The sequence below is a fragment of the Streptomyces sp. NBC_01013 genome (assembly GCF_045162765.1).
In the GTDB taxonomy this organism is placed as follows: Bacteria; Actinomycetota; Actinomycetes; order Streptomycetales; family Streptomycetaceae; genus Streptomyces.
This window is the reverse complement of record NZ_CP108687.1, coordinates 5,303,818-5,328,789: the sequence shown is the minus strand read 5'-3', so window position 1 is coordinate 5,328,789 and position 24,972 is coordinate 5,303,818. Positions and strand designations below refer to the sequence as shown.

The window sequence follows — 24,972 nt, the reverse complement described above, 5'->3', positions numbered from 1 at the left end:
ATCGGCTCTGCCGGATCAGCTCTGCCGGGCCGGCAGCGCGGGCCTCAGCAGGGCGCGTATCGGGTGCCAGAGCTCCTGGGCCCGCTCGGGTCTCGCGCGCCACAGGAGCCCGTCGGGGTGGTGCAGGACGGCAGTGATCTCGTCCGGGGTGGGCGGCTCCGCGTTACCGCGGAGGTAGACGGCGCGCAGGCCCAGATTGCGCAGTCGGGTCAGCGCGCGGGCCCGGTTCGCCGCGTGCACCAGAACGCGCACCGGAGTGTCCGGCCCCACGCCCTCCGCCGGGCTCGGCAGCGTGATCGCGACGACCACACTGCCGTTCGGCAATTTGCTGAATCCTCCGCCTGCCATGCTCCGCGCTCCCCCGTGAGACCTCGTGTGTCAACAAGAATCCGAACAAGAGGCACCTAAACACGATCGGCCGCCGCCCGCTAGAGGGCGACGGCCGATCATGCTTTGACCTGCGGTTTTACCAGATTACTTGTGCGAGGGACCCACGCGGACGGTCACCGTGGAGCCACTGAACGGCTCGTTGATGATCGAGATCCGGGTGTTGGTGTCAGTTACCTGCACGCTTCCGGTCTTGTTCTCCTTGTACCAGTAGGTGCCCTTGTGGTCGTCGAAGACCGGAACGCCGAGCTGCGGCTTGATCTTCGTGGCTACGTCACCGTTGTGCAGCGTGAAGCCGTCGGTGGGGTACCAGCTGAACGGAGCGTCGAAGGGCTGGATCTTGTTGCGGATGACCGTGCCGTCCGACCACTTCAGCGGCTTGGCGTGCGCGTCGATCGGCAGGATCAGGCCCTGACCCGGGTGGGTCGAGACGTTGTTGTCCTTCTGCGAGCCGTCCCACAGCCAGATGAGCAGGCCGTTCTGGTACGGGTAGTGCTCGACCCAGTCCGGACGGGTCTTGGAGAACCCGAAGTTGTACGGGCCGACCTTGAGGGTCTGGTCGTACGAGACGTACTGGCGGTTCTCCGCGATGTAACGCTGCGGGTAGTCCTTGGTGAAGGACGAGCCCACCCGGGAGAAGCCCTTGGCGGTCCAGCCGTTGTCGTCGCCCTCGGCGTTGTCCGTGAAGAGCGCGGCACCGTCGGCGTTGACCGCGATGGTGTCGGCCGCGAAGCCGACGCCGCCCGCGCCGCCGTCCGTGGTGTAACGGAAGCGGATGTCGATCTTCTTGCCGGCGTAGGCGTCCAGCGAGTACGAGAGCTTCTGGTACGTGCCGGAGACGTCGGTCAGGGCCGGCTTGTCACTGGCGTCGCGCGGGATGGCCTTGCCGTCGGCGGTGCCGTCGAGCGCGGTCCAGCTGGTGCCGCCGTTGTCCGAGACCTCGGTGTAGAGGTAGTCGTAGTCGGCCTCGATGTCCCACCAGCCCGAAAGGTCCAGGGACGCCTTGGACTTGCCGGTCAGGTCGACCGAGCGGGACAGGGTGTTGTTGAGGTTGTCACCCATGTCGCTCCACCACTGCTTGGCGCCCTCGGCGGGCGTCGTGACGGCGGTGGTGACGGCCTTGTCGGGCAGCTCGACGACGAGTGCCTGCTTGTTCTTGGTGTTGTACTCGGAGACACCCAGCTTGTGGGTGGACTTCGTCGCGGCCTTGGCCACGTCGTAGTCCAGCCAGCCCAGCTGGAACTTGTCCCAGGCGGTCATGTCGCCGGGCAGGTCACCGATGCTGTTCTTGCCGGTGCCGAGCCAGGATCCGGCCGACATCAGCGACCAGAAACCGACCGAGTTCTCGGCGGTGTTGGTCGTGTCGTACAGGTCCGGCAGACCGAGGTCGTGGCCGTACTCGTGGGCGAACACGCCCAGGCCGCCGTTCTCGGGCTGTGCGGTGTAGTCGCCGACCCAGATGCCGGTGTCACCGATCTGGGTGCCGCCGGCCTTGTTGTCGGCCGGGCCGGTCGCGCCGGCGTTGGTGCCGTAGGCGTACCAGCGGTGCGCCCAGATGGCGTTGGTGCCCTCGACGCCGCCGCCCGCGGACTCGTCCTCACCGGCGTGCACGATCTGGAAGTGATCGATGTAGCCGTCGGGCTCGTTGAAGTTGCCGTCGTTGTCGAAGTCGTAACGGTCCCACTGGTCGTACTGAGCGAGGTCCGTCTTGATCTGCTCGGGCGTACGGCCCTTGGCCTTCTGGTCGGCGGCCCAGGCGTTCACGCCGTCCTTGATCATGTCCCAGGCGCTGGCGCAGTTGGTCGAACCGCAGTAGTTCGAGCCGTAGCGGGCCTCGTTGTACGGGACCTTGACCCAGTCGGAGACCTCACCCTCGACCGAGTAGCGCCCGGAGGACGTCTTCTCGTAGTACGTCTTGAGCGAGTTCTTGCCGGCACCTTCGCCGAAGTACAGGTCCTGGAAGTGGGCCTGGTTGTAGTCGGCCTGCCAGGCGGTGCTGTTGTCCTTCGCGGGGTCCGGCTTGGCTATCCGGTTGTGCGCCGGTCCCGCCGTGCCGCCGTACTTCGGAACGGCGGGCTTGGGGCCGTCGCCGTCCGGGTCGAACATGGTCGTGTTGTCGATCTTGTCGCCGAACTCCACCAGAACGGTGAAGATCTTGTCGGTCTTCTGGCGGCTGAGCTCGACGTACTTCTTGTCGTCGAGCTTGACCACCTTGGAACCGCTGCGCGTCGACACCTTCTTGTCGCCGGATATGACCTGTTCCAGGGCAGCCTGACGCTGGGCGTCCTGCTCCTTGCTGAACGGGCCTTCCAGATCGTGCGCGTTGCCCTTGGCCGACCCCGGGTCCCGGCGGTCTATGGCGGTGGCAGCGGAGCCTGACGCCTGGTCATCGGCCTGAGCGGTGGCGAAGGCGGATGCGGTGGCGGCGGTCGCGGCCATGGCCACGACAACCGCCCCGGTGCGAAGCGCCCGTCTTTTAATGATCACGTGATGCAGTCCTCCCCGGCGCCCGCGGCTGCGGCCTTGAAGGTGTAAAGGGGCCGCGCGCGGTAACGCGTCACAAGTGACGACATTCGACCGGAGTTACGGAAGAAAAGACAGACCTTGACTTGAACAGACCAAGTGCACTATGCAGGAGCGCATTTCCGCTATGCGGACGACCTGTTCACGGCCGACCGGCGCGCCAAAGCCCTTCAGGGGCTTGCGACATGACTCCATGCGCCCCCCGTGCACCGGTACCGTGGGTTAGGTGACGCTTACTACCCGTTCCTCTCGGGCATCCACCGTCGTAGAGTCACTTGACAGCGAGTCCGCGTTGAGAGACTGCCCATCCGACGTCCCGAGGACGGATACCGCCATGCCGCGTCCCACTGCTGCACAGCTCTCCTACGGTTCGGTGACCGTCGTCTTCTCGACCTTCGCCATGCTGCTGCTGTCCCGGACCGAATCGGGCATCGGCATCGCCGTCATCGGTACGGCCGCGCTCGCGCTCGGTCTGCTGGTGGCCGTCACCGTTCCCCTGCCCGCGCGCAGGAACACAGCGAAAGCGGCGAGCACGAGGGCCGCGGTGTCCGCACACCGTGACTCCGTCGCCGCCGCTGCCGAACCCGAGGGCCGCACCCTCGACCCCGTACAGAGCAGGATCCCGGCCGCACGCCCCGCATCGGAGCGGGTGGGCGAGCACTCGCTGCGGCGCTGAACGCCACCGCCGGGAGGGTGCCGACGCCCTCCCGGCAGTTCATCAGTTGGTGACCACCACCACCGTCTTGGCCGCCTTGTCCTGGAGCCCCTGCTTGTAGGGCTTGTCCGTGAACATCAGCACGATGTTGATCAGCCACCACAGGCACGGACAGCACAGCAGTGCCGGCAGCCACAGCACCACGGCCCGCAGGAAGGCGCTGCCGGTGTCCGGCACCCGGCCGTCGTTGAGCATCGCGACCCGCAGCTTCAGCAGCCGCTTCCCCAGGGTGCGGCCGTCCTTGTGCGTGAAGTACGTGTCGTACGCGACGTAGACCACCAGAGCGATCAGCGACCAGAGCAACTGATGCCCGCTGTAGGTCTGGGCGAAGACGTCACCGACGTTGTCGTCGTTGTTGTTGTCCGACATCTCGACCGCGCCGCCCCAGGGCAGCGAGATCAGGTACAGCGGGATCGAGATGATCAGGAAGTCGATCAGCCGGGCCAGGATCCGCTTGCCGGGCTCCGCGAGCGGTGGCATGCCCGCCAGCGGATCCGATCCGCCGTACGGGCCACCGCCGTACGGACCGGGATCGTAGGGCGGCGGGGGCGGCGCGCCGCCGTAGGGCGAGCCCGATGACGGCGGCGGCTGGGACCCGGGCGGCCTCTTGGAGAACGGGTCGTCCTCGGGCGGCTGACCGGACGTCGGCTGATCGTTGCTCATGGGGGCAGTGCACCCCGCCCCACGGACGCCCGCAACGGCTCAGGTGCGTTCGGGGGAACGCCGTCCGTCCGAAGGCCCTCACCCGAAGGGCGGTCAGCCGTGCGGGTCGCTCCCGGCCGCCTGTCAGCCCGCGACGAAGGTGCGGGCCGCCTTGTCGTGCCAGCACTGGCGCCACGGCCGGTCGATCAGGCACCAGAGCACGTTGATCACGCCGATCACCAGAAGACCCAGCACGCCGTAGACCAGCCACCGGCGCAGGGCGGCACCGAAGCCGGGCGCGTCGTGGGACTCGATGTCCCGTACGTCGAGTCCGCAGAGCTTCTTGCCGAGCGTGCGGCCCCACTTCGCGGTCGGCAGCGCCTCCAGGAGGATGCCCATCACCAGGAAGACGGCGAGGACCACGCCGGCCAGGGAGGCCGTGGTGGAGTCCAGCAGCCAGACGGTGACCGTCTCGCCCGAGAGCTTGGCGGCGTCGATCTTCTCGTTGACGTGGTCCGTCGCCCGGGACACCAGCGGAACCGCGGCGGCACCGACGAGCGCGCCGAGCACCACCGTGTCGATGAGCCGGGCGGCGAGCCGCTTGCCGAGTGCCGCCGGGCGGGCCGACGTCCGGGCCGCGGCGAGCTGCTGGAAGTGGTCGTCGACCGGGGGCTTCCAGGGCACGACGGGCTGGTCGGGCTGCGGCGCCTGCTGGGACTGCTGCGGGAACGCGGGCCGTTGCTGCTGTGCGGGCGCCTGCGGCTGCGACCGGAAGTCCTGTTCGGGCCGGGCCAGCTGATGGGCCTGCTGCGCCCAGGAGGCGGAGCCACCGCCGGGGCCGGGCGTGAGCGGGCTGTTGAGCTCCGCGGGGGCCGGGCCGGGCGCGGCGGCCTGCGGTGCATGCGCGGCAGGGTGTACGGCGGGCGTGGAGGGGTGCGCGGCGGCCTGCGGGGTGGCGGGTGCGGCCGGCGCGGTGCCGGGGTTGATCGCACGCATCGTCATCGTGCCGTCGGCGGGCGGCTGCTGTGCCTCGCGCGGGCCGGGCGTCCTGCCGCCGGATCCCACGGCGCGGATCGTGACGGTGCCGTCCACGGGCGGGCGCGGTGTGTCGCCGCTCCCGGCCCCCGGGCGGCCCGGGCGGCCGACCCGGATGGCGACGGTGTTCTCGGGAGCCTGTCCGCTGCCGTCGCGCATGCCGGGCAGTGCGCCTCCGGTGGGGTCCGCGGATGCGGGACGCCGCGGGTCGGCCGGGGCCCGGTTCGCCGGGGCGGCGTCACCGGGCGTACGGATGTCCGGGGAACCGGCCGGGGGCGTCCGCGGATCGGCTTCGGCCCTACCGCCCTGCGGTTCGGGCTGCCCGCCCCAGGAGATCCGCCGGTCGCGGTCGCCGCCGAAGCCGGTCTGCCGGGAGGCGTCCGCCTGCCAGGCGGTGGCGGGTTCGGGGCGGTTGCCCTCGTACGAATCCTCGTCGAAGAAGACCGGGCCGGTCTCGTCCACCGCGGTGGGAGCCGGCGCGGGGGCGTGCGGCGCGGTCTCCTCCTCGGCGGGTGCGCTGGGCATGGGTTCGCCCTGCTGCGGGGCGGGCCGGCTGGTGCCGGGCACCCACGAAGCGCCGTTCCAGTACCGGACGTATCCGGGAATGGACGGGTCGGGGTAGTACCCCTCGCGGGGGCTGTCGTCACCGGGTGCCGGGGTTGGGGCGCTCATCACCGTGGTCCCGTATCTCTTCGAGGCCTGGGACCGGCCGGCAATGGGGGGACGACCGGTCCTCATACAAGGGTCCACATCTATCAGACGCCCGCCTGTCACCGGGCCGGTCCTGGTGTTTGGGCCACTTTCCGGTCCCCCCGAAATATTTTTCCCGAAGTCGCGTAATGGATGGCGGGGAGGGTGCTCTCTCCCTGTGCGGGCGGTCGTGCGACCGGCCCACAGGCATCGAAAGGACGCACCTCATGGACACCGTCGTGGAACGCGAGCTGGAGCTGAAGCTGGTGCTGTCGCCCGAGCGCAGCATTCCCGTGCCCGCCCGGCTGACGTATCGCACCGAGGACCCCTACGCCGTGCACATCACCTTCCACATCGGCTCCGACGCCCCCGTGCACTGGACGTTCGCCCGCGATCTGCTGGTCGAGGGGGTGTTCCGGCCGTGCGGGCACGGGGACGTGCGGATCTGGCCCACCAAGGTCGAAGCCCGCAGCATCATCTGCGTGGCGCTGACGTCGCCCGACGGAAACGCCCTGCTGGAGGTGCCGTCGGCCGCGGTGGCCGCCTGGGTGGAGCGGACGCTGCGGATCGTCCCGCCGGGTACGGAGGCCGGGCGGCTCGGCATCGACGAGGCCCTGGCCGAGCTGCTCGCGCCGCTGCCGGCCGACGACCTGTGGATGAGCGACCCGTGGCCGTCGGACGAGTCGCAGGACGGGGAGGGTTGAGAGGGCGGCCGGGGCGGCACGAGGTCTCAGAAGACCTTGCCCGGATTGAGGAGACCCAGGGGGTCGAAGGCCTGCTTGACGCCCCGGTGCAGTTCCACGCTCACCTCCCCGAGTTCGCGGGCGAGCCACTCCTTCTTGAGGACGCCCACGCCGTGTTCGCCGGTGATGGTGCCCCCGAGTTCGAGGCCGAGCGCCATGATCTCGTCGAAGGACTCGCGGGCCCGCCGGGACTCGTCGGCGTCGGTGTGGTCGAAGCAGACGACGGGGTGGGTGTTGCCGTCGCCCGCGTGGGCGCAGACGCCGATGGTGAGGTCGTACTTCTCGGCCACGGCCGCCGTGCCTTCGAACATGGCGCCGAGCTGCGAGCGTGGTACGCACACGTCGTCGATCATCGTCGCCGACTTGACGGTCTCCAGCGCGGTGAGCGACATCCGCCGGGCCTGGAGGAGCATGTCGGACTCGGCGACGTCCTCGGCCGGGACGACTTCGGTGGCTCCGGCGGCGGTGCACAGGGCCGCGACGGCGGCGAGGTCCGCCGAGGGGTCCGGCGTGTCGAAGGCGGCGAGCAGGAGCGCCTCGGTGGACTCGGGGAGGCCCATGTTCGCCATCTTGTTGACGGCATGGACGGTTGTACGGTCCATCAGTTCGAGGAGTGACGGTGTGTGGCCGCGCTCCATGATCCGGCAGACGGCGTCGCAGGCGCTCGCCGCGCTCGGGAACTCGGCGGCCAGGACGAGTTGCCGGGGCGGTTGCGGCTTGAGCGCGAGCACGGCCTTGACGACGATGCCGAGGCTGCCCTCGGAGCCGACGAAGAGCCGGGTGAGGTCATATCCGGCGACGCCCTTGGCGGTCCGGCGGCCGGTGGTGAGCAGGCGTCCGTCGGCGAGGACGACGTCGAGTCCCAGGACGTATTCGGCGGTGACTCCGTACTTCACGCAGCACAGGCCTCCGGAGGCGGTGCCGATGTTGCCGCCGATGGTGCACATCTCCCAGCTGGAGGGGTCCGGCGGGTAGTAGAGCCCGTGCTGGTTGACCGCCCGGGAGAGGACGGCGTTGATGACGCCCGGCTCCACGACGGCGATGCGGTCGACGGGGCTGATCTCCAGGATGCGGTCCATCTTGACCAGGGAGAGCACGATGCAGCCGTCCGAGGCGTTGGCCGCGCCCGACAGGCCCGTGCGGGCGCCCTGGGGGACGACCGGGACGCGCAGGGCCGTGGCGGTGCGCATGATGTGCTGGACCTGCTCGACGGTGCGGGGCAGCGTGACGACGGCGGGGGTGCCCGCGTCGCAGAAGCTCGCCATGTCGTTGGCGTAGGTGGTGGTGATGTCGGGATCGGTGATCAGGGCCTCGGCCGGCAGACCCGCACGCAGTAGTTCGAGGAGATCGTCCATGATCCAAGACTGGCACCCGGGCCCATTGGTGTGAACCCGTAGGCGGCCGCGTTCGTAAGGCGCGGTGTGTTCTTCGTACTGACGCAGAGTGATCGCCATGGACGTCACGCCACAGCAGACCCCGACGGCCCCCGGGCCGGACCACGACCCCGAGACTCCCCGCGCCGCGCCCCGTGAGTCCCCGCCCGACCCCGCGTCCCTGGCCGAGCCGCCACCCGCCTCGCTGCGCACGTCACTGCGCAGGGCCGCGTTCGGTGTGGTGGCCGGGGCGGTGCTGGTGACGGGTGCGGTGGTCGCGGTGCCCGACGACGAGCAGGACGCGGCGCGGCCTTTGCCGGGTCCGGTCTCGCGGGCGATGAGCGCGACGGCCGCGGGTTCACCCGCGTCGCTCTCCGATCTGACCGCGCTCATGGGCGACCGGCAGAAGTGGGTGGGGACGCATCCGTCGGACGCGCAGTCGTGGGCGGTGCTCGGGTCGGCGTACGTGGAGTGGGGGCAGCGGGCCTCGGACGCGGCGTACTACACCCGGGCCGAGCAGGCACTGAAGCGGTCCCTGGACGTACAACCGGGCGAGAAGGGCAACGAGGTCGCCTGGGTGGGCCTCGCCTCGCTCGCCAACGCACGGCACGACTTCGTGACGGCGAAGAAGTGGGGCGAGACGGTACGGTCCCGGCAGCCGAGGCAGTGGGCGGTGTACCCGGAGCTGATCGACGCGTACAACGGCCTGGGTGACTACAGGTCGGCGACGGCGGCGGTGGAGAAGTACGCCGCGCTGCGGTCCGGCGTGCCGTCGCTGGGGCTGACGGCGGAGATGTACCGGGACCGGGGCTGGCGCGAGGACGCGCTGGCCACCGCGCAGGACGCCGCGAACCGGGCGAAGACGCCCGCGGAGAAGGCCGCCTGCCTCTCCAGGCTGGGAGAGCTGGCCTGGGAGCGGGGGGAGCCGAAGGAGGCGGTGGCGCAGTACGGTGCCGCGCTGCGCACCGATCCCGCCCACCACCCGTCCCTCGCCGGCCGGGCCCGTGCGCTGGCGGCGCTCGGGCGAACCGACGAGTCCCAGCGCGACTACCAGGCGGCGTTGAAGACGTCGCCGCAACCGGCCTATCTGCTGGAGCTGGGCGAACTGTACGAGTCGCTCGGCCTGGACGGCGACTCGGTCAACCAGTACACGAAGCTGCGTGAGGCGCTGGCCCACAACAGGGCGCGGGGCGTGGACGAGTCCCTGCTCCTGGGCCGCTTCGAGGCCGCTCACGGTGACGCTGCCGCGGCGGTGGAGCTGCTGCGGGCTGAGTGGGGCCGCGGGCACCACAGCGCGGCGGTGGCCGATGCGCTGGGCTGGGCGCTGCATCGCTCGGGCGATTCGGATTCGGCTCTGGAGTACGCGGAGCGGGCGGTGGACTCGGGCGGTCAGAACGCGTCGTACGCGTATCACCTGGGCATGGTCCAGCGGGCCTTGAACGACTTCGGCCCGGCCCGCCGCCATCTGGAGGAAGCCCTGCGCACCAACCCGCGGTTCTCGCCGCTGGACGCGCCCCGGGCGCAGGAGACGCTGGACACGCTGGGGCTGCCGCCGGCCGGCGGTCCGCGCGACATGCAGCCGGCCGCCCCGCCGGCGCCGGCACCCTCGCAGGAGGCCGGTCCGCAGACCGCTGAGGTGGCGCCCGACACCCCGGCCGGGGAGCCCGCGCAGAATCCCGGTGAGGCGCCGGCCCCGGCGGCCGGCGCTCCGGGGCAGCGGGCGAAGCCGAGCGCGCCGAAGACCTCCGCCACGCGCACCCCGGTCAAGCCGTCGGCCCCGCAGTCGCCTGCGGGGCACTGACGCCCCGTACCGCACGGCAGGACGGGCGGCCCGGATCTCCGGTCCGCCCGTCCTGTGTCCCCTGCGGAGCGGAGGATGACGTGGAGCAGGGAGTGCGTGGATCGGCGGGCGCCGTGGATCAGAGGTTGCCGCGCTTCTCCTGCTCGCGCTCGATCGCCTCGAAGAGGGCCTTGAAGTTGCCCTTGCCGAAGCCCATCGAGCCGTGGCGCTCGATCATCTCGAAGAAGACGGTCGGCCGGTCCTGGACCGGCTTGGTGAAGATCTGCAGCAGATAGCCGTCCTCGTCGCGGTCCACGAGGATCTTCAGCTCGCGCAGGGTCTCCACGGGCACCCGGGTCTCGCCCGCCCACTCGCCCAGGGTGTCGTAGTAGGAGTCCGGGGTGTCGAGGAACTGGACGCCTGCCGCGCGCATCACCCGTACGGAGGCGACGATGTCGTTCGTCGCGAGCGCGATGTGCTGGACGCCGGCGCCGCCGTAGAACTCCAGGTACTCGTCGATCTGGGACTTCTTCTTGGCGACGGCCGGCTCGTTGATCGGGAACTTGACCTTGAGCGTGCCGTCGGCGACGACCTTGGACATGAGCGCGGAGTACTCGGTGGCGATGTCGTCGCCCACGAACTCCTTCATGTTGGTGAAGCCCATGACCTTGTTGTAGAAGCCGACCCACTCGTTCATCCGGCCGAGCTCGACGTTGCCGACGCAGTGGTCGACGGCCTGGAAGGTCCGCTTGGCCGGGGGCTCGACGATCGGGGCGGCGGCGGCGAAGCCGGGGAGGTAGGGGCCTTCGTAGCCGGTGCGCTCGACGAGGGTGTGGCGGGTCTTGCCGTACGTGGCGATCGCGGCCAGGACGACGGTGCCGTGCTCGTCCTTCACCTCGTGCGGCTCGGTGAGGCCGAGGGCGCCGTGCTCGACGGCGTAGGCGTACGCGGCCCGGGCGTCGGGGACTTCGATGGCCAGGTCGACGACGCCGTCGCCGTGCTCGGCCACGTGGTCGGCGAGGAAGCGGCCGTGGTCCGTGGACGCCCTGATGACGGAGGTGAGGACGAAGCGGGCGGAGCCGTTGGTCAGGACGTAACTGGCGGTCTCGCGGCTGCCGTTCTCCGGTCCGGAGTAGGCGACCAGCTTCATGCCGAAGGCCGTCGAGTAGTAGTGCGCGGCCTGCTTGGCGTTGCCGACGGCGAAGACGACGGCGTCCATTCCCTTGACCGGGAAGGGATCGGCCTGCCGCGCTGTCCCGGGGGTGCTGTGCATCGTCTCAGTCATGTCCGAAGGTTCCCGCCGCTTCGCAAGGTGCGCAACAGTTCGCGAATCTGCTGGTCAATCTGTCCATCGCCCGGCCATGATGGGCGGGCTATCTGTACATGATGACCATCACACCGACACTCCGGAGGCCGGCCGTGGCAATCGATCATCTGGACGGGCGGCTCATCGTGCTGCTCGCGCGCGAGCCACGGATCGGGGTACTGGAGGCGTCACGCCGGCTCGGCGTGGCGCGCGGGACGGTCCAGGCGCGTCTGGACCGTCTTCAGTCCAATGGCGTCATCCGCGGCTTCGGTCCCGACGTCGACCCTGCGGCCCTCGGCTATCCGGTGACCGCCTTCGCCACTCTGGAGATCAAGCAAGGCCAAGGCGCCGATGTGCGGGCCCACTTGGGGGGCGTGCCGGAGGTGCTGGAGCTGCACACCACCACCGGCCATGGCGACATGTTCTGCCGGCTCGTCGCTCGCTCCAACGCCGATCTCCAGCGGGTGATCGACCGAGTTGTCGGATTTGATGGCATCGTCCGGGCCTCCACGGCCATCGTCATGGAGAACCCCGTACCCCTGCGCATCATCCCGCTCGTGGAGCAGGCAGCACAGGACACCGACTGAGCCGAGGAGTGACGTGTGAGCTTCTGGGAGTACCTCGGAAACCGGCACCAGCAGTTGCTCACCGACGCGTTCCAGCACGCCAGCGCGGTTTTCCAGTGCATGGTCATCGCCACCGCGCTCGGTGTGCTGATCGGGGTGGTCAGCTATCGCAGCGGCTGGGGCTCCTCGGTGGCGATCACCTCGACGGCGACCGTCCTGACCATTCCCTCCCTCGCCGCGATCGGTCTGCTGATCCCGCTGGTCGGGCTCGGGGTCGCGCCGACGGTGATCACCCTGACGCTGTACGGGCTGCTGCCCGTCGTCCGGAACTCCATCGTCGGACTGCGCGGCGTCGACCCGGCGCTCGTGGACGCCGCGAAGGGCATCGGGATGTCGCGGATCACCCGGCTCCGCAAGGTGGAGCTGCCACTCGCCTGGCCGCCGATCCTCACCGGGATCCGGGTCTCCACCCAGATGCTGATGGGGATCGCCGCCATCGCCGCGTACGCCTCCGGACCGGGTCTCGGAAACGAGATCTTCCGGGGCATCGCCTCGCTGGGCAGTGCCAACGCGATCAATTCCGTGCTCGCCGGCACGCTCGGCATCGTCATCCTCGCCCTGCTCTTCGACGCCGCCTACGTCCTGCTGGGGCGGCTCACCATCCCGAGGGGGATCCGTGTCTGAGACCACGGCACCGGCCGAACCGGAGCCGGCCGCCCACGCGACCTCCGGCGCCACCATCCAGCTGGAGGACCTGACCAAGATCTACCCGGGCAACCCCAGCCCGGCCGTGGACAACGTCTCGATGGACATCAAAGCCGGCGAGACCGTCATCTTCGTGGGACCGTCCGGCTGCGGGAAGTCAACCACCCTGAAGATGATCAACCGGCTGATCGAGCCGTCCTCCGGCCGGATCCGGATCGGCGACGAGGACGTCACCGACATCGACCCGGTCAAGCTGCGCCGCAAGATCGGCTACGCGATCCAGTCGTCCGGGCTCTTCCCGCACATGACGGTCGCCGAGAACATCGCCCTCGTGCCGAAGATGGTGGGCTGGTCGAAGTCGAAGGTGAAGGACCGGGTCGAGGAGATGCTTGATCTCGTCGGCCTGGATCCGCGTGAGTTCCACGGCCGCTATCCCCGCGCCCTCTCCGGCGGTCAGCAACAACGCGTCGGTGTGGCAAGGGCGCTGGCCGCCGATCCTCCGGTGCTGCTGATGGACGAACCGTTCGGCGCGGTCGACCCGATCACCCGTGACCACCTCCAGGACGAGCTGATCCGGCTCCAGCACGAGCTCCACAAGACGATCGTCTTCGTCACGCACGACTTCGACGAGGCGATCAAGCTGGGCGACCGGATCGCCGTGCTGCGCGAGCACTCGCACATCGCGCAGTTCGACACCCCGGAGGCCATCCTCACCAATCCGACGGACGACTTCGTCTCCGGATTCGTCGGGGCCGGTGCGGCGCTGAAGCGGCTCAACCTCACCCGCGTCAGGGACGTGGAGATCGCCGAGTTCCCGACGGTGACGGTCGACGAGCCGCTCCAGTCCATCTTCAACAAGCTGCGTAGCGGCTCGCACAACGAACTGCTGATGCTGGACCGCAGGAACCGCCCGTACAAGTGGCTGCGGCGCGGCGACCTGATGCGGGCCCGCGGTTCGCTGGCGCGGGCCGGGCAGCTGGTGCACGACACGGTGACCAGGGACGCGACGCTGCACGACGCCCTGGAGGCGGTGCTGACCGACAGCGGCGGGCGGGTCGCGGTGACCGGGCGGCGCGGCGAGTTCATCGGGGTCGTCGACATGGGCACCCTGATGAACTCGGTGCACGAACTCCTGGAGGCCGACCGGCTCACCGCCATCGAGCACCAGCACCACCTGGAGGAGCTGCGGACCCACCAGACCGTCCAGGAGCTGGAGGGCGGTGGGGGCGCATGACTCCCGACTCCCCATCCGGCCGCCGTTCCACCGGGCCGGTCCCCGCGTCCGACCGGGACCGCCCGCCGGGCGAGCACGACGTCAAGGGCCTCGCCTTCCATGACGAGGAGGAGGAGCCGGCCGCGCCGCCGGCCGGTCCTCCGCGGCGTCTCACCTGGCGCAAGCTGGTGGTGGTCCCGGCGGCGCTCGCGGTGGTGCTGGTCATCACGTACGTGTGGATCACGAACGTCGAGCTCGACTCGATCGCGGAGAACTCCCTGGTCGGCGACACGGTCCAGCTGCGGTGGTGGCAGCACGTCAGGCTGACGGCCATCTCGACGTTCTGGGTGCTGATCATCGCCATTCCGCTGGGCATCGCGCTGACCCGGCGCGGGCTGAGCAAGGCCGCGCCGCTCGTCACCGCGATCGCCAACATCGGGCAGGCGACACCGGCGATCGGGCTGCTGGCGCTGCTGGTGATCTGGCTGGGCATCGGCCCGTCGACGGCGATCACCGGCATGGTGATCTACGCGGTGCTGCCGGTGCTCTCCAACACGGTGGCGGGGCTGAAGGCGATCGAGCCGACCCTGGTGGAGGCCTCGCGCGGGATCGGCATGTCGGCGATGGGGACGCTCCGGAAGGTGGAACTCCCCCTCGCCGTGCCGCTGATCCTGGCCGGTGTACGGACGGCGCTGGTGCTCAACGTAGGCACGGCGACCCTGGCGACGTTCGGGGGTGGCGGCGGGCTCGGTGACCTGATCACGTCCGGCATCCAGACGCAGCGCATGCCGGTCCTGGTGCTCGGTTCCGTGCTGACGGTGGTGCTGGCGCTGCTGGTGGACTGGCTGGCCTCGCTGGTCGAGGTGGCGCTGACGCCGCGCGGACTGGAGGTGGGGCGATGAGGACGCGACGCGTGCGTACGGTCCTGGCGGGCGCGGCCGCTCTGGCCCTGGCGCTGGCGGGGTGCGGGCTGAAGAGCGGTTCGCCGATGGTGGACGACGTGACGCCCGGCAAGGTCGCCGGGGGGCAGCCGCTGGACGGCGCATCGCTGACCGTCACTTCGAAGAACTTCAGCGAGAACATCATCCTGGGCCAGATGATCGGCCTGATCTTCAAGGCCGCGGGGGCCGAGGTCCTGGACCGGACGAACCTGCCGGGCTCGATCAGCGCCCGGGAGGCGATCATTCAGGGCGATGCCGACGCGATGTACGAGTACACGGGCACCGGCTGGATCACGTACCTGGGCCACGCCAAGCCGATCACCGACCCGCTGGAGCAGTGGAAGGCGGTGCGCGACGCGGACCGGAAGAACGGCGTGACGTGGCTGCCGCAGTCCACCCTGAACAACACCTACGCGCTCGCCATCAGCAGGGCGAACAACGCGAAGTACCACCTGAAGACGCTGTCCGACGTCGCCGCACTGTCGAAGAAGAACCCCTCGGCCGTCACGGTCTGCGTGGAGAACGAGTTCGCCTCGCGCAACGACGGACTGCCCGGGATGGAGAAGGCGTACGGGATGTCGATCCCGGCCGGCAACATCAAGAAGATGGACGCGGGCATCATCTACACCCAGGTGTCGAAGTCCGACTCCTGCCTGCTGGGTGAGGTGTTCACCACCGACGGCCGCATCAAGGCGATGAACCTGGACGTACTGGTGGACAACAAGCACTTCTTCCCCAACTACAACGCGGCCCCGGTCGTCCACACCGCGACCTTCGACAAGTACCCGGTGATCGCAGCCCTGTTGGACCCGCTCAGCGCTCGGCTGACCACGGAGGTCGCACAGGTGCTGAACGCCAAGGTGGATGTCGACGGGGAGGACCCGCACGACGTGGCGAAGAACTGGCTGATCGAGGAGGGATTCATCAAGAAGGGGTGAGGGGTTCCGGGACGACATTCCAAAGAAGACGTTGCAAAGACCTGTTGCAAAGCTGTCTTTGTAACTCTATGGTTGCGGCATGCCAACGTCAGCCGGCGACGACAGCGCCGCCACCGCACCGGACCCGAAGGTCCTCAACATCGACGCCCGCTCCCTGCGGGGTCTCGCCCATCCGCTGCGTCTGCGGCTGCTCAGCTCGCTGCGCGAGTTCGGACCCGCGACCGCATCGGGACTCGCCGACCGGCTCGGCGAGTCCAGCGGCGCCACCAGCTACCACCTGCGCCAGCTGGCCTCGTACGGATTCGTCGAGGACGACCCGGCACTCGGCAAGGGACGCGAGCGCTGGTGGCGGGCCGTGCACGCCGGCGCCTCGTTCAACCCCGAGTTCCTGTACGACCCCGACCCCGAGGTACGCGGCGCCATGGGCGTCGTACTCCACGAGGTCGCGACGACGCACGCGCAGGAACTGAACACCTGGCTCGGCACGATGCACGAGTGGTCCAGGGAGTGGTACGAGGGCTCGGACCTCAGCGACTTCAAGGTGCGGCTCACTCCCGAGCTCTCCAGGGAACTCGCCGACAAGGTCCACGACCTGGTCAACAGCTACCGCGGACGCGTCCCCGAGGACACCGAGGGCTCCGCCGTCGTCCGCACCCATCTGCACGTCTTCCCGCGCCCCACCGACTGAAGGGTCCACCAGCCATGCATCCCGAGACGCACCTTCAGCTGCACCACATCCGTTCCGTCGAACTGCGCGGCCAGGCCGACGACTTCCGCCTCGCGCGCCGCCCCGACGCCCCGCGCGACGACCTGCGGACCCGGCTGGGCTGGACCATGGTCGAGCTGGGCCTGCGCGTCCTGCCGGACCGGACCACCATGACCACCCGCGCACCTCGTACGGCGTAGCCGTGGACGGGGGGAAGAACGACAAGCCGAGGAACGACGAGCCGGGACGGCTGCCGCTGATCGCCGTCCTGGCCGCCAACTCCATCTCCACAGCCGGGACTTCACTCACACTGATCGGCGTCCCGTGGTTCGTCCTCGAAACCACCGGGAGCGCGGGCAGGGCCGGTCTCGTCGCCTTCTGCGCGACCCTGCCGATCGTCGTCTCCGCACTGATCGGCGGGCCCGTCATCGACCGGATCGGTCGGCGGCGGGTCGCCGTCGGCTCCGACACGGTGTGCGGACTCGCCGTCGCCGCGGTGCCGTTGCTGTACTACGCCGACGCCCTCGCCTTCTGGATGCTCTGCGCCCTGATGGCCCTCAACGGGCTCGCCCACACCCCGGGCAACACCGCGCGCTACGTCCTGGTGCCCGAACTCGCCGAGCACGCGGGCACCACACTCGCCCGCGCCGCCAGCCTCTTCGACGCGGTGTCGCGCGGGGCCCGGATGGTCGGTGCGGCGCTGGCCGGCGTCTTGATCGCACTGGTCGGGGCGGAGACCGTGCTGCTGCTGGACGCGGCGACGTTCCTGGCCTCGGCCGCGCTGATCGCGGCGGGGGTGCGGGGCGTGCACGCAGCCGAGCCGGTCAAGGCCGCAGCACCGGTCTCCCTGCGCACCTACCGGGGCGAACTCCGCGAAGGCTACGCCTACTTGTTCGGCAACCGGCTGCTGCTTGGCGTCGTCCTGATGGTCCTGTTCATGAACGGCACCGACCAGGGCTGGAACGCCGTCCTGCTCCCGGTGCACGCCTCCGCCGAACTGGGCGGCGCACGCGACCTCGGGCTGCTCACCGCACTGTTCGGGGCGGGCGGTCTGACCGGTGCGCTGCTGTACGGGGCGGTGGGGCACCGCTACTCGCGGCGGACCGTGTTCACGGTGTGCGTGGTGCTGTGCGGGGCGCCGAGATTCCTGGTCGCCGCGCTGACGGGTACGACGCTTCCGCTCGCGGTGACGATGGTGCTCAGCGGGGTCGCGGGCGGCGTCCTGAACCCGATCCTGACGACGGTGATCTACGGGAGCGTCCCGGACGCGCTGCGCAGCCGGGTCTCCGGAGCCATCACCGCCGGGTGCGAGCTGGCCATGCCGGTGGGCGGGCTGGCGGCCGGACTGCTGGTGGAGAGCGCGGGCGCCACGGGTGCCCTGCTGGCGATGGGGGCGGTGTTCCTGATCGCGACGCTGAGCCCACTGGTCTTCCCCGCCTGGCGGACGATGGACGACCCGCTCTCCGGGCAGACCGACAGCCCCGCGGCGGACCCGGTCAGCAGCTCGGGACCTTCCCCCCGTCATCCAGCGCCCGCAGCGAGTCCACCGCGCCCTTCAGCGTCGTGACCGGGATCAGCCGAAGCCCCTTCGGCTGCTCGGACTTCGCCTCCTTGCACTCGGCCTTCGGTACGAGGAAGACGGTGGCCCCGTCCCGCCGGGCCGCCTGCGTCTTGAGCGACACCCCGCCGACCGCGCCGACGTCGCCGTCCGCCTCGATGGTGCCGGTGCCCGCGATGGTGCGGCCGCCGGTGAGATCGCCTCCGGAGCCGTCACCATCGAGCTTGTCGACGATGCCGAGCGCGAAGAACAGGCCGGCGCTGGGGCCGCCCACGTCGGCCAGGTGCAGGGTCACGTCGACCGAGCCGGGCTTCTTGCCGAGGTAGTTCAGGGCGGCGTCGACCGCGGAGTCCTGCGACCTCACCATGTCGTCGAGGTTGTGCTTCTCGATCTCCTTATCGGAGCCGCCGGAGGGGTAGACGGAGTCGCGCGGCATGACCGCCCGGTCCGCACGGAACCAGCTGTCGATCACGTCACCGATCCCGACGTCGGCGGTGGGCCCGGTGGCCACGATCGTCGTCATCCGCAGCTGGCCCTTGGTGGGCCGGGTGGGGGTGCCCTCGATACTGATCACCGGCGTGCCGTGGTCATCGCCGAGCACATTCGCCGTCGTCCCCGGCTGCGCCAGCGTGAACGGCAGCGGCGCGAAGGCGGCGGCGCCGAAGAGGGCGAGGACGGGAAGGGCGCACAGGGCGAGGGTGCGGGGGCGCGAGCGACGAGTGAACACCCACCCAATCTAACCGCCACCCCTGGGCCTCCCGGCCCCACCTTCCCCGGGGGCCCGTCCTCAATCGCCGGACGGGCTTGATTGTGCGGGTCGCTCCGCGGGGTGCGGGTCGCTCCGCGGGGTGCGGGTCGCTCCGCGGGGTGCGGGTCGCTCCGCGGGGTGCGGGTTCCCTGCGGGGTGCGCTGTGTCCGGGGTGCGGGGTTCCGTCCTCAATCGCCGGACGGGCTTGAGTGGTGCGGGTTGCTCCGCGGGGTGCGCCACGTCGGGTGGGTGGGGGTGGTGCCCCTCCGGGCAGACTCCTCAAAAATGGCGTGTGCACCCGGTCACGCGGGGGACCCGGGTCGTACGCCATTTTCTGCGGGGACTGCCCTGCACGGCCCCACCCTGCATCACTCGCGTGTGCACACCGGCCGTACGACTGTCGCAGACGCAGGGCGGCCGGGTCCGGGGCCGTGCAGGGGAGTCCCCGCAGGACGACGAACATCGACCCGGGTCCGCTGCGTACCCGCGGAACGTTCGTCGTTTGAGGAGACGCCCCGGAGGGGCCACGGACCCCCACCACCAGGCCAAAGCGCCCCTGCGGGGGCACCCGCACCACACCAAGCCCGTCCGGCGATTGAGGACAGAACCCCCGCCCCGGACCGGGGCGCAGCCAAACTCCGGCGCAACGCCCCGCAGGGGCACCCGCCCGTCCGGCGATTGAGGACAGAACCCCCGCCCCGGACCGGGGCAAGGTCAGGACCCCGGCGCCGCCCGCCCAAGGGCCCCGACTCAGCGAAGCGCGTCCGCGACCTCGCGGGCCGCGTCCACCACCCGCGGACCCACCCGCTCCGGGACGGCGTCCGCGAGCATCACCACACCGACGCTGCCCTCGACCCCCGTCACCCCCATCAGCGCGGCCGCGGCCCCGCTCGCGCCGGCCTCCAGCTCGCCGTGGGTGAGCGTGAACGCCGTCTCGCCCACCGGCTTCTGCCGTGCGGCGAGGATCGCGCGGCCCGCGGCACCCCGGTCCAGGGGGTGGCGGAACCCGGCTCGGTAGGCCACGTGGTAATCCGTCCACGTCGGTTCGACGACGGCGACCGCAAGCGCGTCCGTGCCGTCGACCAGCGTGAGGTGGGCGGTGGCCCCGATGTCCTCGGCGAGCGAGCGCAGCGCGGGCAGCGCGGCCTCCCGGACGAGCGGGTGGACCTGACGGCCCAGGCGCAGCACGCCCAGGCCGACTCGCGCCCTTCCCCCCAAGTCCCGTCGTATGAGGGTGTGTTGTTCCAGGGTGGCAAGCAGACGATAGACCACGGTGCGGTTGACGCCGAGTTTGTTGGACAACTCGGTGACCGTCAGGCCGTGGTCGGTGTCGGCGAGCAGTTTGAGGACACGCAGTCCCCGGTCGAGCGTCTGGGAGGTCTCCGCGGTCACGACGCCCTCTCCTCTTTGGTGAGCGGCGGCGGCTGGTCCCACGGTGTGTGCGCCACCGGTCCCAGCGGCGACGCACGGAGAGGCCGCCGGCCTGGCCAAGGCACCGGCTGCGCTCCGCGGCGGCGTTGCCACGGGGCGTTCACATTTTCGGGACAGTAGCGAGCCAGTCCGCTCAGCGGAAGACCTCGTCCAGAATCCGGGCGCCTCCGGAAAAGGGGTTGTGCCGGAAACACATAAGTGCCGGTCAGCGGGGCGTCGGCCGAACGGCGCGCATCTACGCGCGTCCATGTCGGCCGACTCCCCCGCGACGCTCCGTACACCGGAGGTGAACCGGCGTTAACTCACTGTGAACAATTGCTGGACAGTTTTTCCGTTCACGAGTACCTCGCAGGCCCTGATCGCCTTCGTCGCCGGGTCCCGGACGGTGAAGTTGAGGGCGAACGTGCCGTCGAGTCCGATGATCCGGGTGACGTAGGAGTCGGAGGTCTGCTTCCCGTCCGCGGTGCGTCCGGTGACGGAGACCGTGGCGACCGGTGCGAAGCCCCGGCCGGTCACCTGGACCACCGTGCCGGGCGGACCTTCGGGAGGTGACAGCGCGAAGGAGGCTCCGGTGGGGGCGGTGCCGTCCTGGACGGTGAACGCAGCTGTCTCCGTACGCGGGTTGACGAGGACCTCGCGGACCCTGAGGGCGACGGTGTCGGTCGCGTTGACGGTGAAGGTCTGCGAGAACGCCCCGTCGAGGCCGACCACCTTGGTGCGCACCGGGTCGGAGGTCTGCGAGCCGTTCGCCCGCAGCCCGACGATCGACACGGTCGCCACCTTCGCGAAGCCCTGGCCGAGGACGGTGACCGCGGTGCCCTTCGGTCCGGCAGCCGGGGTGAGGACGACGAACGTCGGGGCGACCGTCAGCTGGGTGAGGGCCTGCGAGCTGCCGGCGGTGACCTGGAGCGCGTAGACGCCGCGGGCAGTGGATCCTGCGGCGGTGACCGTACCGGTGAGGGTGCCGTCGGCGGCGATCCGCAGGGTGGAGCCGCTGATCCCGGCCGCGTTGCAGCCGCTGCCGTCGGCCGCGCACAGTGCCGCGGCGGGGGTGGTGCCTGACGGCCAGCCGTCACCGGAGACGCTGATCGTCCCGCCCGGCTTGACCTTGGCCGTGCCCGCCGAAAGCGTCGCGGTGGCCTCGGTGACGGTGAACGGCGTGGTCAGCAGGGTCGCCGGGTCGTTGGCCTCGTCGACCTGGATGGAGGCGATCGCCGGGTCCGAGACGGTGAAGTCGACGGAGAACGTGCCGTCGGGCCGGCTCTTCACGTAGACGGCCGTGTCGTCGAGCGTCGCTCCGGTCGCGTCGAGACCGACGGTGTTGATCCACCGGTCCTGGTAGTAGTCGCTGCCGGTGACGGTGATGACGCTGCCGACGGGGCCGCTGCCGCGGGACAGGGCGATCGCGCGGGGCCCGTCGGGGACGAAGGCCTGGACGGTGAGGGGGGCGGTCGCCTCCTTCGAACCGTCGCCGACCTTCACGAGGTACGAGCCGTCCGGCACCGCGCCGGCCCCGGCGAGCACGGCGCTGCCGGTCAGCTGTCCGGAACCGTTGATCGCGAGGGAGTTGTCCGCGAACTTCCCGGTGTCGCAGCCACCGCCGTCCGCCGCGCAGAGCGACGGCACGGGGGTGGCACCCGCGGTCCAGCGGCTGCCCGACAGGGCGACGGAGGTGGACGGCCGGGCCGGTGCGGTGGGGGCGATGAGGGTGGCCGGCTGACCGGCACTGCCCTCAGCCGTCACGGTGCCGATGGAGCCGCCGCCGGCGGTGACGACGCATGCCGTCTCGTAGGTGGAGCCGAGCACCTTCGTGCGGGTGAGGTTGCGCAGCGGGGTGAAGGTGATCGGGCCGCTCGCGTTGGCCGGGATGAGGAAGTCCCCTTCGTACGGCGGGATCTCGATCGGCTGCCCGGACGGGATGTCTAGTGTGACCTGGGGCCCGGTGACGGTCACCGTGCCGGTGGCGCCGCCGGACATGGCGAGGTCGACGCTCGGGGTGGTGGGCACGTCGTTGAGGCTGAGTCCGCTGGTGGCGGGGGACGGACCGAGCGTCACCTTGGCATGGACCTTGCCGCCGGGGTCGACGACGTCGGGTGTCAGCTCGATGCCGAACGCCTGCGGCCCGGTCGCCTCGCCCTGACCGGCGGGCAGGGTGCAGTGCACGGTCGGGGTGACGGTACCGGCGTGCGCGAGGGGGGCGAGGGCGACGGTTCCCCCGGTCCAGGCGAGTACGGCTCCGGCGCCGAGGGCGACGGCGCGGCGCCAGGCCGAGCGGCCGGGCCTTCCGGCGGGTCTGCGATGCGCGAACATGCGGCTCCTCCAAAGGAAGCGGAATGCGTCTGATCCGAATACGGAATGGGCGACGCCCGCCTGTTCCCTTGCCGTACGGAACAGACGGGCGTCGTCGGTGCTTTCCCTGCCGGCCCTTTACAGCAGGGTCAGGGTCAGGGTGGCGCTGTAATCTCCGGGCCGGGTGAATTCGGGAACGGTGAGAGAAAGGCCCGCCTCGGCGTCGAACTTTCCGCCGGTGAACGGACGTGATCCGTCCGGATTCATCCGGCAGAGGCTCGCCGCCTCACTCCCGAGCACGGTGGGCGTTCCGGCGACCGGCGTGCCCGCACTCCCGTCCTGTGCCGTGCAGGCCGGCGCCCAGCGCACCGCACCGGCCGGGATGGTGTTCCCGTCGGCGCTCGTGAAGCCGGTGAGGGTGGCGGTCAGGGACCAGCCGCTGTTGACTCCGCGGGCGTCCTGCACCTCCACCCGGTTGAGGTGGGCCCGCTGCGGTCCGCTGTCCGCGCCCAGGACCGTCGTACCGAAGTCGACGGTGTCACCGTCCTGGGTCATGGACAGTGTTCCCGCCCTGACCTGGGTGCTCAGTTGCTGCTCGGCCGTGCTGCCGTCCCCGCCGCCTTCGGTGGTGACGGTGAACGGGGCGGTGCGCACGGTCGCCGGGTCGTTGCCCTCATCCGCCTGGACGGCGGCGACGGCGTCGGAGATGACGGTGAACTCGACGGCGAAGGTGCCGTCCGTGCCGCTCTTGACGTAGACCGCGCTGTCGTCGAGCGTCGAGCCCGCGGCGTCGAGACCGATGACGTTGATCCAGCGGTCCGGGTTGTAGTTCCGGCCACTGACGGTGATCACGCTGCCTACCGGGCCGCTGTCCGCCGACAGGGCGATCTCGCGGTTGCCGGCGGCGACGGCTTCGACGGTGAGGGGGGCGGTGGCCTCCTTCGTACCGTCGTTGACCTTCACCTCGTAGCGGCCGTCGGGCACCGCTCCGGCCTCACCGAGGGTCGCGGTGCCGGTGAGTGTGCCGTAGGAGTCGATCCTCAGGGTGTGGGCGACGAACTTCAGCGGGTCGCAGCCGCCACCGCCCGCGGCACACAGCGACGGTACGGGTGCGGCGCCCGGGGTCCATCCCGAGCCGCCCAGTTTCACGTCGGTGTGCGGGCGTACCGGGTCGGCGGGCGCGGTCAGGGTGGCGGGCTCCGAGGCGGACCCCTCCGCGGTGACCGTGCCGATGGAACCGCCGCCGTCGACGATGTCGCAGGGCGTCTCGAAGACCGATCCGAGCACCTTGGTCTGCGTCAGCGTACGGACCGGAGCCAGCGAGATCTCGCCCGAGGCGTCCGCCGGAACCAGGAAGTCGCCTTCGTACGCCGGGATCTCGATGGGCACGCCGGCCGGAATGTCCATGACGATCTCGGCGCCCCGCACGGTGACGGTTCCGGTGGCCCCTCCGGTCATCGCGAGGTCGAGGCTGGGGATGGTCGGCACGTCGTCCAACGCGAGGCCGCTGGTGGCCGGGGACGGCCCGAGCGTCACCGTCGCGTGCACCTTGCCGCCCGGTTCGACTACGGCCGGCGACAGGTCGACGGTCATCTCCTGCGGCCCGGTCGCCTCGCCCTGGCCCGCGGGCAGAACGCAGTGCACGGTCGGGGTCACCGTCCCGGCCGCGGCCACCGGATCGGCGGGCGGGGACGGTGCGGCCGTCGCCCCGACGCAGCCCAGTGACAGCACGAGGCAGGCCGCCAGCAGACCGGTCACACCGGGTCTTCGTCGTCGGATCACCTGACACCCTTTCATGGACCATTGATTGCGCACATTGAGGAGGCCGGGTGCAGAGAAGTCAAGAGAGAGCCAATTGATCCTTTTCGGAAATGCCCCAAAGGGATTTTGACTGACGTTTCTCGCATACCTGTTGACTTCTTCGAAGATCACCGTTTCACTGCACCCGACATGCCGGGCCCGGCACGTAGATCCGCACGTACAGCAAAATGCACCGAGTGCAGCGATACGGCGGATCCGCGGAATTCAAACCGGAAGGAGTTCCACCCGTCATGTCGATCTCTTCCCACCGCACGTCGGAACGAAGACGCCTACCGCTGGTCCTGGTGGCGGCGTGTTCGGCCGGCGCCCTGCTGGCCCTGTCGGCCCCGACGGCCTCCGCGGTGACCCCGCTCACCGCGACGGCCACCTTCAACTGCGGCTCCTGGGGCAGCGGCCTCGCCACCCTGACAGCAGCCGCGTCGGGCACCAGCAAGACCGTCAAGGTCACGTCCTCGGCGATCACGATGCCCAGCGGTACGAGTGCCGACCCGAACAGCATCACGACGACGCTCAAGCTCACCAAGACCTCGGGCGGCGTCACCAGTCAGGTCCAGTTCTCCGCCAAGACCAACCCCGGCATGAGCGGCGGCAACCCGATCACTCTCGGGCCGCTCAAGCTCAGTTCCGGCACGCTCGCGGCCGGGGACAGCACCAACACCGTGGTGCTGCCCACTCCCCCGAGCGCCACCAACTGGTCACTGCAGATCGTGGCCTCGTCCCCGACGTCCGCCACCGTGCCGTGCGTGGCGACGTCAGCCCTGTCCACGCCGTTCCTCTGGTAACGGTCCGGGTATGACGCCGGCCCGGGACGGGGGATCTGTGCCCCCGTCCCGGGCCGGTGCGTCGTACGGTCCCCGCCGGC

General features: G+C 70.3%; 22 protein-coding genes. 12 read left to right on the top strand and 10 right to left on the bottom strand.

What is annotated here, in order from left to right:
* Positions 1–15: 15 nt before the first annotated feature.
* Together OG538_RS23160 and OG538_RS23155 are read right to left on the bottom strand one after the other, a co-directional pair.
* Positions 16–348: a hypothetical protein gene (locus tag OG538_RS23160; RefSeq protein WP_187285161.1), complete on the bottom strand. Its 333-nt coding sequence runs from the start codon at positions 346–348 to the stop codon at positions 16–18.
* Positions 349–474: 126 nt separating this feature from the next.
* A complete protein-coding gene (locus tag OG538_RS23155) occupies positions 475–2,874 on the bottom strand; it encodes an immune inhibitor A domain-containing protein (protein ID WP_406096529.1) in 2,400 nt (799 codons plus the stop codon).
* Between the two features lie 370 nt (positions 2,875–3,244).
* Here OG538_RS23155 and OG538_RS23150 point away from each other — a divergent pair, with 370 nt between their 5' ends.
* Entirely contained in the window at positions 3,245–3,586 is a 342-nt protein-coding gene (locus OG538_RS23150; protein WP_406096527.1) for a hypothetical protein, read from the top strand.
* A 42-nt stretch (positions 3,587–3,628) separates the two neighbouring features.
* Here OG538_RS23150 and OG538_RS23145 read toward each other — a convergent pair whose 3' ends face one another.
* Positions 3,629–4,288 (bottom strand): RDD family protein, encoded by a 660-nt coding sequence (locus OG538_RS23145; protein WP_406096525.1) that lies wholly within the window; start codon positions 4,286–4,288, stop codon positions 3,629–3,631.
* A gap of 123 nt (positions 4,289–4,411) precedes the next feature.
* Complete coding sequence (locus OG538_RS23140; RefSeq protein ID WP_406096523.1) at positions 4,412–5,974, bottom strand: RDD family protein; 1,563 nt, start codon at positions 5,972–5,974, stop codon at positions 4,412–4,414.
* Between the two features lie 245 nt (positions 5,975–6,219).
* Here OG538_RS23140 and OG538_RS23135 point away from each other — a divergent pair, with 245 nt between their 5' ends.
* Positions 6,220–6,696: an SsgA family sporulation/cell division regulator gene (locus tag OG538_RS23135; protein ID WP_406096521.1), complete on the top strand. Its 477-nt coding sequence runs from the start codon at positions 6,220–6,222 to the stop codon at positions 6,694–6,696.
* A 26-nt stretch (positions 6,697–6,722) separates the two neighbouring features.
* Here the strand turns inward: OG538_RS23135 and OG538_RS23130 are convergent, their stop codons facing one another.
* Positions 6,723–8,090 carry an FAD-binding oxidoreductase gene (locus OG538_RS23130; protein WP_406096519.1) on the bottom strand — a complete coding sequence of 456 codons (1,368 nt, stop codon included), beginning with the start codon at positions 8,088–8,090 and terminating at the stop codon, positions 6,723–6,725.
* 97 nt (positions 8,091–8,187) lie between these two features.
* On the opposite strand from OG538_RS23130, the gene OG538_RS23125 reads away from it, so the two are divergent.
* Positions 8,188–9,909, top strand: coding sequence for a tetratricopeptide repeat protein (locus tag OG538_RS23125; RefSeq protein WP_406096517.1), 1,722 nt, complete (start codon positions 8,188–8,190; stop codon positions 9,907–9,909).
* Between the two features lie 118 nt (positions 9,910–10,027).
* Here OG538_RS23125 and hppD read toward each other — a convergent pair whose 3' ends face one another.
* Positions 10,028–11,173: a 4-hydroxyphenylpyruvate dioxygenase gene (hppD, locus tag OG538_RS23120; RefSeq protein ID WP_406096515.1), complete on the bottom strand. Its 1,146-nt coding sequence runs from the start codon at positions 11,171–11,173 to the stop codon at positions 10,028–10,030.
* A gap of 134 nt (positions 11,174–11,307) precedes the next feature.
* Between hppD and OG538_RS23115 the strand changes: the two genes are divergently transcribed.
* From OG538_RS23115 to OG538_RS23080, 8 genes are all read left to right on the top strand, one after another.
* Complete coding sequence (locus tag OG538_RS23115) at positions 11,308–11,781, top strand: Lrp/AsnC family transcriptional regulator (protein ID WP_026241547.1); 474 nt, start codon at positions 11,308–11,310, stop codon at positions 11,779–11,781.
* A gap of 15 nt (positions 11,782–11,796) precedes the next feature.
* Positions 11,797–12,444: an ABC transporter permease gene (locus OG538_RS23110; RefSeq protein WP_406096513.1), complete on the top strand. Its 648-nt coding sequence runs from the start codon at positions 11,797–11,799 to the stop codon at positions 12,442–12,444.
* Entirely contained in the window at positions 12,437–13,699 is a 1,263-nt protein-coding gene (locus tag OG538_RS23105; RefSeq protein ID WP_406096511.1) for a betaine/proline/choline family ABC transporter ATP-binding protein, read from the top strand. The genes OG538_RS23110 and OG538_RS23105 overlap by 8 nt, the downstream gene beginning before the upstream one ends.
* On the top strand, positions 13,696–14,580 hold the full coding sequence (locus OG538_RS23100) for an ABC transporter permease (protein WP_406096509.1): 885 nt from the start codon (positions 13,696–13,698) through the stop codon (positions 14,578–14,580). Before OG538_RS23105 ends, OG538_RS23100 begins: the two co-directional genes overlap by 4 nt.
* A complete protein-coding gene (locus tag OG538_RS23095) occupies positions 14,577–15,557 on the top strand; it encodes a glycine betaine ABC transporter substrate-binding protein (RefSeq protein ID WP_406096507.1) in 981 nt (326 codons plus the stop codon). The genes OG538_RS23100 and OG538_RS23095 overlap by 4 nt, the downstream gene beginning before the upstream one ends.
* A 79-nt stretch (positions 15,558–15,636) precedes the next feature.
* Positions 15,637–16,245 carry a helix-turn-helix domain-containing protein gene (locus OG538_RS23090; RefSeq protein WP_406096505.1) on the top strand — a complete coding sequence of 203 codons (609 nt, stop codon included), beginning with the start codon at positions 15,637–15,639 and terminating at the stop codon, positions 16,243–16,245.
* 14 nt (positions 16,246–16,259) lie between these two features.
* Positions 16,260–16,463: a hypothetical protein gene (locus tag OG538_RS23085; protein WP_406096503.1), complete on the top strand. Its 204-nt coding sequence runs from the start codon at positions 16,260–16,262 to the stop codon at positions 16,461–16,463.
* Positions 16,464–16,465: 2 nt separating this feature from the next.
* Positions 16,466–17,830, top strand: coding sequence for an MFS transporter (locus OG538_RS23080; RefSeq protein WP_406096501.1), 1,365 nt, complete (start codon positions 16,466–16,468; stop codon positions 17,828–17,830).
* Here the strand turns inward: OG538_RS23080 and OG538_RS23075 are convergent.
* The 4 genes from OG538_RS23075 to OG538_RS23060 all read right to left on the bottom strand — a co-directional run bounded on the left by OG538_RS23075 (position 17,760) and on the right by OG538_RS23060 (position 24,047).
* On the bottom strand, positions 17,760–18,548 hold the full coding sequence (locus tag OG538_RS23075) for a S16 family serine protease (protein ID WP_406096499.1): 789 nt from the start codon (positions 18,546–18,548) through the stop codon (positions 17,760–17,762). The two genes, OG538_RS23080 and OG538_RS23075, sit on opposite strands and share 71 nt — an antisense overlap.
* Before the next feature lie 771 nt (positions 18,549–19,319).
* Positions 19,320–19,961, bottom strand: a complete 642-nt coding sequence (locus OG538_RS23070) for an IclR family transcriptional regulator (protein ID WP_024489166.1) — start codon at positions 19,959–19,961, stop codon at positions 19,320–19,322.
* A 336-nt stretch (positions 19,962–20,297) separates the two neighbouring features.
* A complete protein-coding gene (locus OG538_RS23065; RefSeq protein WP_406096497.1) occupies positions 20,298–22,310 on the bottom strand; it encodes a hypothetical protein in 2,013 nt (670 codons plus the stop codon).
* Between the two features lie 117 nt (positions 22,311–22,427).
* The gene (locus OG538_RS23060; protein ID WP_406096495.1) at positions 22,428–24,047 is read right to left on the bottom strand and encodes a WxL domain-containing protein; all 1,620 of its coding nucleotides are present in this window, start codon (positions 24,045–24,047) and stop codon (positions 22,428–22,430) included.
* 293 nt (positions 24,048–24,340) lie between these two features.
* Between OG538_RS23060 and OG538_RS23055 the strand changes: the two genes are divergently transcribed.
* Positions 24,341–24,892, top strand: coding sequence for a hypothetical protein (locus tag OG538_RS23055; protein ID WP_406096493.1), 552 nt, complete (start codon positions 24,341–24,343; stop codon positions 24,890–24,892).
* The last annotated feature ends 80 nt before the right edge of the window (positions 24,893–24,972 follow it).